This is a genomic window from Pseudomonas tehranensis (assembly GCF_014268615.1).
Lineage (GTDB): Bacteria > Pseudomonadota > Gammaproteobacteria > Pseudomonadales > Pseudomonadaceae > Aquipseudomonas > Aquipseudomonas tehranensis.
Window position 1 is genome coordinate 1 of the sequence record NZ_JABWQV010000227.1, and the last position, 8,138, is coordinate 8,138.

Here is an 8,138-nt window from a genome sequence, read left to right on the forward strand (position 1 = left end):
GGCCCCCTGCCGCCACTGATGGCACCTATAACCCACACTCATCGCGTGCCTTATTCAGACTGGCCGCGATGTCGTTTTCAGGATTTATTGAACACGCATTCAATTTAGGCATGGCAATTGCTCTATCGATGTAAAGCCCGTCTGCTGTGTAGAGACCAAGGGCAACAACCAATAAAAAGAGCCTCCGCCTGAGGCCATCACTTGCTTTGTGTGAGGAGATACCGCGATGACGACGTCCAACCCAGGGGCTCAATCCCAGAACCGTGCGCCTCAATCCATCGGCTTTTTGCTGCTGGACAATTTCACGCTCATTTCCCTGGCGTCCGCGGTGGAGCCGCTGCGCATGGCCAACCAGCTGTCCGGTCGCGAGCTGTATCGCTGGACCACCCTCACCGTTGATGGCGGCCAGGTCTGGGCCAGTGATGGTTTACAAATCACGCCGGACGCGGCCATGCACAAAGCGCCGCCTATCGATACCGTCATTGTGTGTGGCGGCGTTGGCATTCAGCGCACCGTCACCCGTGAACACGTGTCATGGCTGCAAAGCCAGGCCCGTCAGTCCCGGCGCCTCGGCGCGGTCTGCACCGGCAGTTGGGCCTTGGCCTGCGCGGGTCTGCTCGATGGCTTCGATTGCAGTGTGCACTGGGAATGTCTGGCGGCAATGCAGGAAGCCTTTCCGCGGGTATCGATGAGCACCCGTCTGTTCACCCTCGACCGCAACCGCTTCACCAGTTCCGGCGGCACGGCGCCACTGGACATGATGCTGCACCTGATCAGCCGCGATCACGGCCGCGAGTTGTCGGCAGCGATCTCCGAAATGTTTGTCTATGAGCGCATTCGCAACGAGCAGGATCACCAGCGCGTGCCACTCAAGCACATGCTTGGCACCAATCAGCCGAAGTTGCAGGAAATCGTCGCGCTGATGGAAGCCAATCTCGAAGAGCCGATCGACCTGGACGAACTGGCGGTGTACGTCGCCGTCTCCCGGCGCCAGTTGGAGCGCTTGTTCCAGAAATACCTGCATTGCTCGCCGTCACGCTATTACCTCAAGCTGCGGCTGATCCGGGCGCGGCAACTGCTCAAGCAGACGCCGATGTCGATCATCGAAGTGGCGTCGGTGTGCGGTTTCGTCTCCACGCCGCACTTCTCCAAGTGCTACCGCGAATACTTCGGCATTCCACCGCGCGACGAGCGCGTCGGCTCCAACACCGCGCAGCAGGTGGCGATGATGCCGCTGCCACAGGCCCTGGTGCTGTCGCCATTGTCCGGCCCGTTGTCGGCGTTGAGCCAGGCGCGTAATGAGTCGACGTTTGCCAGTGTGAGGCTCTAGACCGCGGCGCCTTCATCGCGAGCAGGCTCGCTCCCACAGGGGTTCTGTGCCGATCACAAAACCTGTGGGAGCGAGCCTGCTCGCGATTGGTTTTTCAGGCGTTCTGGTTTTTCTGATACTCGGCCAAAGCCGGCAGCAGCTGCAGATCAATCGCCCGGCGCACGGCGGGCAGGATGGTGGCGCTGCTGGTGTACATATTCCTGACCATCATGCGCAACTCATTGGCGCGGGCCGTGTCCAGCCCGCGCACCGCACACTCGCAAGCCTGTTCGGCGGTGGAACCGCTGGGTATCTGGAGGCCCAGGGCCTTGAGCTGGCCCAACAGGTCTTCCTGGTCGATCAAATCGGCGTGCATCATGACGCTTTTCCTTGTTCAGGGATTGGGGTCGTGACTCGATTCTGGTAGCCGGTCGAAGCGGCGGCAAGGGCAAATGGTCGCGATGTCATGAATGACTATGGGGGCGTCGTTTTCGGCTAACTTGCCCAGGCTTGGACTGGGCACACTGGCCCCAAGCTGAATCACGACGGTTTGGTCACCCTCGCGCAACAGCTCCTCCAGTAACGCAACTGCCCCGATCCAGTCACGGCTTGATCGGGGATTTTTTTGCCTGGGAGAATCAGAGGGTGATGGGGTGTTTGGCAGGCCGCTATCGCGAGCAGGCTCGCTCCCACAGGTTTTGTGATCGGCACAGAACCCCTGTGGGAGCGAGCCTGCTCGCGATGAACGATGACGCGGTCTACCGTTGCAACACCAGAATCCGCGACAACAACTCATCGCGATCCACATAGCATCCCTGGAAGTGCCGGGCTCCAGTGGCCGGGTCGAAGGCATTGCGGGCGTGCAGGGTGCGGCGGTTGTCGAAACACCACAACTGACCGGGTTCAAGCCTTTGCATCAAGCGAAATTGCGGCTCGCGGGTCAGGGCGATGAAGCGGCGGTAGGCGCGATACAACCTGGGCATCTGTTCGACCGAGGTGTCGAACGGCCCGCGCAGGAAGTTCGCCATGCGGATTTCCGAGACCTGTCCCAGGGCATCCAGCGCGATGATGGGCGCCAGGCAGCGGTAATCGCTGTGGCGGTCCTTGTTGCGAAATTCCACCGGGATTTCACACAGCGCGGCAAAGGCCTCGGGGTCTTCCTGGCGCAGCGCCTCGGCGATGGCAAAACCGTCGACAAATATGCTCTCGCCGCCGTCGGCGTCATTCACCAGGCAATGCAGGAACTGCAGTCCTGGTTGCAGCTCCCGGGTGGGGAGGTCGCTGTGCAGCGGCAGGTTGAAAGCGGTGTAGGCGTTACTGTCGGCATCGGCCTTGGATTGCACGTTGAACAGCACGCCGAAGTTGCTCTGGCGGATGAACGAAATCTGCTGGGCGATCAGTTTCAGCGAACCGGGTTCGGTGGGTACGCCGCGCACTTGGGTCAGGCCGATGTCGCGCACCGCCAGCAACCATTGCAGCAACGTAGCGGTGTCGTCCATCAGCGTCTGGTAATCAAACACCGGCAGTTGCAGGTCGTGCTGCCAGAGCTGGCGCTTGGGCTTGCTCGCCAGACGTTCAGTTCTGGACTGGTCATCGTAGGCATGGGCGCGCAGCCAGCCCGGGTCGAAGCGGCTTAGGTGGCCGTCCTGCCATTCCACGCACAGGCAGCCATCACTGTCCAAACGGGTCGCGCCGGGCGCCAGATCTTCAGGTACATCGACGATTTCCAACACCTGCTCGCGGGTCACGGTGTAGACGCATTGCGGGCAGGGGCAGTTGTCCCGCAGCCACTGATGATGGAAGGGACTGATCCGACCGTCGGCCCAGGTAACCTGTACCCGGTCGGTCAAGGGTGTCACTGCGGTCAATGCACAGATCAGGGGGTAACGACGGAAGTCGGCAAAAGCGGCGGCGGTGTTCATGGCGATCTCCTGTTCGGGGTTTTATCGGGCCGGTGGCAATGCGATGACCCGACCGATGTAGGCCGGCGGCGACAGGTCGGATTGTTCCGTGAGCAGGGCTTTGAGCTTGCCCAGGGTCTGTTCGGTGAAGGGCGCCGAGCGCGGGCCGGCCAGGTCGACGTGCAGCAGCATCTGCTCGTTGCCGGCCAGTTCCTTATCGCCGCCGACCAGGTGCAGGCTGTGGTAGAGATGCAGGCGTTTGGCGTCGTGGCCGATGATCTGTGTGCGCACCTCGACCTGGGCGTCGAGCTTCACTTCGTGCAGGTAGTTCAAGTGCAGTTCGAGGGTGAACAGCGAGTGGCCGCTGGCTTCGCGGTTCTGGCTGTCCATCCCCAGCTGATCCATCAGGGCGTCGGTGGCGTAGCTGAAGATCAACAGGTAAAAGGCATCGCGCAGATGGCCGTTGTAATCGACCCATTCGGGGAGGATGCGGGTTTGGTAGGTGGTGAGGGTGGGCATGAGCAAGATCCAGCTTAAGGATGAGGTTCATGTGGGAGCGGGCTTGCTCGCGAAGACGGTGTATCTACCGCAGAATGTTTGGCGGATGTACTGGCCTCTTCGCGAGCAAGCCCGCTCCCACAAGGGGTTATTCGGTGAAGGTCATGCCATGCCTGGCCTTGGTGGTCTTCACCGCCTCCAGCACCGCCAGCAGGCAATCATCACGATAGCGCTCCAGGGCAGAAATGCTGTGGCTGCCCAGTTGCGCGCTCGTGCCGTCCACCACATCGTCGATCAGCTTGTCGGTCAGCTCCGGTGCCGGTAGGTAGGTCCACGGCAACTGCAAAGCGGGACCGAATTGAGCCATGAAGTGGCGCATTCCGGCATCGCCACCGGCCAGTGTGTACGTCAGGAACGTGCCCATGAACGACCAGCGCAAGCCGGCGCCAAACCGGATGGCATCGTCGATTTCCCCCGTGGTGGCCACGCCGTCGTTGACCAGGTGCAGCGCCTCGCGCCAGAGCGCTTCGAGCAGTCGGTCGGCGATGAATCCGGGGACTTCCTTGCGCACGTGCAAGGGGCGCATACCGAGGGATTCGTACACTTGCATTGCGGCCTGTACCGCTTCGGGTGCGGTGTCTTTGCCGCCGACGACTTCCACCAGCGGCAACAGGTAGACCGGGTTGAACGGGTGTCCGACCACGCAGCGTTCCGGGTGGGTGGAGCCTGCATAGAACTCGCTCGGCAGTAGCCCCGACGTGCTGGAACCAATCAGCGCGTTGGGCTTGGCGGCGGCGCTGATCTGGCCGTGTAGCTCGAGCTTCAACTCCAGGCGCTCGGGGGCACTTTCCTGGATGAAATCGGCGTCGCGCACGCATTCTTCGATGGTCGCGACAAAGCGCAGCCGATCCTGGGAGGCGCCGGGTGCCAGGCCTTGTTTCTCCAGTGCGCCCCAAGCGTTGGCCACGCGTTTGCGCAGCGCTGCCTCGGCACCTGGCGCCGGGTCCCAGGCCACAACGTCCAGGCCATGGGCCAGGGCGCGACTGACCCAGCCGCTGCCGATTACACCACTGCCCAGGGCGGCGAAGGTCTTGATGTCGGTGATGAAACTCATGGTGATTTTTCCCAACAGTTAGGTAATCCCTGTGGGAGCGGGCTTGCTCGCGAAGAGGCCGGTACATCCGATGGATTTCCTTCGAAAGGAATGCCGTCTTCGCGAGCAAGCCCGCTCCCACAATGGTTCTGTGGCGTACATGAATCTGCATTCACAACAGATCCAAGTGCAGGTTCGGTTTAGCCGCGCTGAGTCAGACCCATCTTCTTGCGCCCCTCAGCCGGGGTGAGCACGCGGGCGCCGAGGCGGCTGAGGATTTCGCTGGCGCGCTCCACCAGTTGGCCGTTGGTGGCAAGCACGCCTTTGTCCAGCCACAGGTTGTCTTCCAGGCCGACCCGCACGTTGCCCCCCAGCAGCACGGCCTGGGCCGCCATCGGCATTTGCATGCGGCCGATGCCGAAGCCGGCCCACACGGCGTCCGCCGGCAAGTTGTCGACCATGGCTTTCATGGTGGTGGTGTCGGCCGGCGCCCCCCACGGGATGCCCAGGCAAAGCTGGAACAGCGGGTTGTCCAACAGGCCTTCCTTGATCATCTGCTTGGCGAACCACAGGTGGCCGGTGTCGAAGATCTCCAGCTCGGCCTTGACCCCCAGTTCGGTGATGCGCTTGGCCCCGGCCCGCAGTTGCGCCGGGGTGGAAACGTAAATGGTGTCGCCATCTCCGAAGTTCAGGGTGCCGCAATCCAGAGTGCAGATTTCCGGCAGCAACTCCTCGACGTGGGCCAGGCGGGTCAGCGGGCCCACCAGGTCGGTATTGGGGCCGAACTCCATGGGATTTTCGCCACTGCCGATCTCCAGATCGCCGCCCATGCCGGCGGTGAGGTTGACGATGATATCCACGTCCGCCTCTCGGATGCGCTCCATCACTTCGCGGTACAGCGCCACGTCACGGCTGAACTTGCCGGTCTGCGGATCGCGAACGTGGCAGTGGACCACCGTGGCGCCGGCTTTGGCGGCCTCGACGGCGGCTGCGGCGATCTGTTTCGGGGTGACCGGCACGTGTGGGCTTTTGGCGGTCGTGTCGCCAGCACCGGTGAGTGCGCAGGTGATGATGACGTCGTGGTTCATGGTGCAGGTTCCTTACAGGCGTGATGAGTCACTGCGCAGCCGATTGGCGCTGCGCAGATGGATGGCGTTGGTTCAGTTGCTGGTCAGTTTCAGGTTGTCGGCGGCAGGCTTGCCATCGAAGGTGGTGACGCCTTCGAGCCAGCGTTGCTTGTCTTGCGGATTATCCTTGAGCCATTGCTTGGCCGATTCGAGCGGGTCCTTGTGATCCAGCAGTGGCTGCATCATCCGGCTCTCGTCTTCGGCGGTGAACGTCAGGTTGCTCAGCAGGCGGCTGACGTTCGGGCATTTTTGCGCGTAGTCCGGCGCGGTGACGGTCCAGACGGTGGCCATGCCTTCGTTCGGGCCGAGGGCGTCTTCGCTGCCGGTGAGGTAGGTCATTTGCACGTTGACGTTCATCGGGTGCGGCGCCCAGCCGAAGAACACCACGGCTTCCTTGCGCCGCACGGCGCGGTCCACCGCCGCGAGCATGCCGGCCTCGCTGGACTCCACCAACTGGAACTTGCCCAGGCCGAACTGGTTCTTGCTGATCATCGCCTTGATCTGGGTATTGGCGCCGGAGCCAGGCTCGATACCGTAGATTTTGCCGCCCAGTTCTTTCTCGAATTTGGCGATGTCAGCGAAAGTCTTCAGGCCCTTGTCGGCCAGATAAGTCGGCACGGCCAGGGTGGCGCGGGCGTCCTTGAGGCTGGGTTGCTCCAGGACCTTGACCTGTTTGGCCTCGACGAACGGGGTGATGGTCTGGGTCATCAGTGGGTTCCAATAGCCCAGGAACATGTCCAGACGCTGGTCGCGGATGCCGGCGAAAATGATTTGCTGGGAGGCGCTGGTCTGTTTGGTCTTGTAGCCGAGGCCGTCGAGCAACACTTGGGTCATGGCGCTGGTGGCGATGACATCGGTCCAGTTGACCACACCCAGGCGCACGTTCTGGCACGCGGCGGGATCGGCCGCCATCGCAGCGGAACTCAGGAAGGTGGTAGTGCTGAGTGCAAGAACGCAGGAGCTGATCAGTCGTTTCATGTCGGGTTCCTCGGCAGTCTTTGTTATGGGTTCCGGCATCTGTGCGCCGGTGATGCCAAGTTACGCAGCCAGCCCGCCGGCAAAACGCACAGCGGCGACTCGCTCTTGCACTGCGGCGACCTGTGGCGTATCAAGGACCGCACGCTACCCGCCAACCGAGTGCGCTACATGTCCCAGGATTTCTACTTCTTGTTGATGCCGGGTTTTTCGGCCATCGGTTTCATTTCGGCCATCGAACCATTGCGGGTCGCCAACCGTTTTCGCGGTGAGTTGTACCGCTGGCATGTGTTGAGCGCCGATGGCGGGGCGGTGCTGGCAAGCAATGGCATGTCGGTCAACGCCGATGCCGCGTTGGAGCCATTGAAGAAAGGCGCGACCCTCTGGGTGGTGGCGGGGTTCGAACCGCTCAAGTTCGTGACCCCAGCGTTAGAGCGCTGGCTGCATCGGCTGGACAGCGAGGGCGTAACCCTGGGTGGTATCGACACCGGCAGCGTGGTCCTGGCCGAGGCGGGGCTGCTGGAGGGGCATCGCGTAACCCTGCACTGGGAAGCGATCGAGGCGTTCAAGGAATCTTATCCACAGCTGAGTGTGACCCAGGAACTGTTCGAAATTGACCGCCGGCGCATCACCTGCGCTGGCGGTACCGCGTCCATCGACCTGATGCTGGACCTGATCGGCCAGGCCCATGGCCCGCAACTGGCGATCGAGGTCAGCGAACAATTCGTGCTCGGCCGCATCCGTCCGCGCAAAGACCACCAGCGCATGGAAATTGCCAGCCGCTATGGTGTGCGCAACAAGAAACTGGTGCACGTCATCGGTGAGATGGAAACCCACAGTGAACCGCCTCTGAGCACCCTGGCCCTGGCCGAATCCATCAACGTCACCCGCCGCCAGCTCGAACGCCTGTTCCGCCTGCACCTGAACGACACTCCCAGCAACTTCTACCTGCGCCTGCGCCTGGAAAAGGCCCGGCAACTGTTGCGCCAGACCGACATGAGTGTGCTGGAAGTGAGCATCGCCTGCGGTTTCGAGTCACCGTCGTATTTCACTCGCAGTTATCGAGCGAGGTTTGAACGGTGCCCACGGGAAGATCGGCGGCGCCAAGGGGATGGGCGGGAGGTGGTCTGACGGGCTTTTATACTCAATTATCCTCGCGACTATAAATTATACCTGTCGCCATAATTGGGTATAAACGCTTGCCTACACCTGTGGCGAGGGAGCTTGCTCCCGCT

8 protein-coding genes are annotated in these 8,138 nt (G+C 61.9%); 2 read left to right on the forward strand and 6 right to left on the reverse strand.

Annotated elements, in window-relative coordinates; translation table 11 throughout:
* The first annotated feature begins 226 nt into the window (after positions 1-226).
* A complete protein-coding gene (gene gbdR / locus HU811_RS22325; protein ID WP_092403477.1) occupies positions 227-1,330 on the forward strand; it encodes a choline metabolism transcriptional regulator GbdR in 1,104 nt (367 codons plus the stop codon).
* A gap of 94 nt (positions 1,331-1,424) precedes the next feature.
* On the opposite strand, the gene HU811_RS22330 is transcribed toward gbdR, so the two are convergent.
* The 6 genes from HU811_RS22330 to choX form a co-directional block, all read right to left on the reverse strand.
* Positions 1,425-1,688, reverse strand: coding sequence for a hypothetical protein (locus HU811_RS22330; protein ID WP_186658138.1), 264 nt, complete (start codon positions 1,686-1,688; stop codon positions 1,425-1,427).
* A gap of 379 nt (positions 1,689-2,067) precedes the next feature.
* Positions 2,068-3,231 (reverse strand): gamma-butyrobetaine dioxygenase, encoded by a 1,164-nt coding sequence (locus HU811_RS22335; RefSeq protein WP_186658141.1) that lies wholly within the window; start codon positions 3,229-3,231, stop codon positions 2,068-2,070.
* Positions 3,232-3,252: 21 nt separating this feature from the next.
* Positions 3,253-3,729: a thioesterase family protein gene (locus tag HU811_RS22340; RefSeq protein ID WP_092455738.1), complete on the reverse strand. Its 477-nt coding sequence runs from the start codon at positions 3,727-3,729 to the stop codon at positions 3,253-3,255.
* 127 nt (positions 3,730-3,856) lie between these two features.
* The gene (locus tag HU811_RS22345) at positions 3,857-4,822 is read right to left on the reverse strand and encodes an L-carnitine dehydrogenase (protein WP_092400707.1); all 966 of its coding nucleotides are present in this window, start codon (positions 4,820-4,822) and stop codon (positions 3,857-3,859) included.
* Between the two features lie 179 nt (positions 4,823-5,001).
* The gene (gene cdhC, locus HU811_RS22350; RefSeq protein ID WP_092400710.1) at positions 5,002-5,889 is read right to left on the reverse strand and encodes a 3-dehydrocarnitine:acetyl-CoA trimethylamine transferase CdhC; all 888 of its coding nucleotides are present in this window, start codon (positions 5,887-5,889) and stop codon (positions 5,002-5,004) included.
* Between the two features lie 72 nt (positions 5,890-5,961).
* Positions 5,962-6,906, reverse strand: coding sequence for a choline ABC transporter substrate-binding protein (gene choX, locus HU811_RS22355; RefSeq protein ID WP_092400713.1), 945 nt, complete (start codon positions 6,904-6,906; stop codon positions 5,962-5,964).
* A 168-nt stretch (positions 6,907-7,074) separates the two neighbouring features.
* Here choX and HU811_RS22360 point away from each other — a divergent pair, with 168 nt between their 5' ends.
* Positions 7,075-8,034, forward strand: a complete 960-nt coding sequence (locus HU811_RS22360) for a GlxA family transcriptional regulator (protein WP_092400716.1) — start codon at positions 7,075-7,077, stop codon at positions 8,032-8,034.
* Positions 8,035-8,138: the final 104 nt, after the last annotated feature.

Excerpts from the sequence above, each read along its gene's own strand:
- choX (WP_092400713.1), bottom strand. The coding sequence starts at position 6,906 with ATGAAACGACTGATCAGCTCCTGCGTTCTTGCACTCAGCACTACCACC.
- HU811_RS22335 (WP_186658141.1), bottom strand. The coding sequence starts at position 3,231 with ATGAACACCGCCGCCGCTTTTGCCGACTTCCGTCGTTACCCCCTGATC.
- HU811_RS22345 (WP_092400707.1), bottom strand. The coding sequence starts at position 4,822 with ATGAGTTTCATCACCGACATCAAGACCTTCGCCGCCCTGGGCAGTGGT.
- cdhC (WP_092400710.1), bottom strand. The coding sequence starts at position 5,889 with ATGAACCACGACGTCATCATCACCTGCGCACTCACCGGTGCTGGCGAC.
- HU811_RS22340 (WP_092455738.1), bottom strand. The coding sequence starts at position 3,729 with ATGCCCACCCTCACCACCTACCAAACCCGCATCCTCCCCGAATGGGTC.
- HU811_RS22330 (WP_186658138.1), bottom strand. The coding sequence starts at position 1,688 with ATGATGCACGCCGATTTGATCGACCAGGAAGACCTGTTGGGCCAGCTC.
- HU811_RS22360 (WP_092400716.1), top strand. The coding sequence starts at position 7,075 with ATGTCCCAGGATTTCTACTTCTTGTTGATGCCGGGTTTTTCGGCCATC.
- gbdR (WP_092403477.1), top strand. The coding sequence starts at position 227 with ATGACGACGTCCAACCCAGGGGCTCAATCCCAGAACCGTGCGCCTCAA.